This window comes from Bacillus sp. HY001 (assembly GCF_007558965.1).
Classification (GTDB): Bacteria; Bacillota; Bacilli; order Bacillales; family Bacillaceae_G; genus Bacillus_A; species Bacillus_A mobilis.
In genome coordinates, this window is record NZ_VLTE01000284.1 from 1 (window position 1) to 304 (window position 304).

1 protein-coding gene is annotated in these 304 nt (G+C 36.2%); it reads left to right on the plus strand.

Features of this window, described 5'->3' with window-relative positions:
* The coding region (locus FOT98_RS31320; protein ID WP_260851159.1) for a prealbumin-like fold domain-containing protein at positions 1-304 on the plus strand (304 nt) is incomplete at both ends.

Sequence of the window (304 nt, forward strand, 5' to 3'; positions counted from 1 at the left end):
GCTACGAATAGCTTAACTAAAGGCACTGTTGAATTAATTAAGCTTGACGACGTTGACAATTCTACTCTTGAAGGGGCGGTATTTAAAATTGTTGATATGAACGGCAATGATGTTCGTTCTAATTTAACTACTGATAAAGATGGTAAAATTTCTGTTTCTGATTTACGTCCGGGAGACTACCAGTTTATTGAAACGAAAGCTCCTACTCATTACGACTTAAATCAAAATCCTATCAAGTTTACTGTTGAAAAGAGTCAAACAACTACAGCTTCTGTTACTGCTACAAATAGCTTAACGAAGGGCG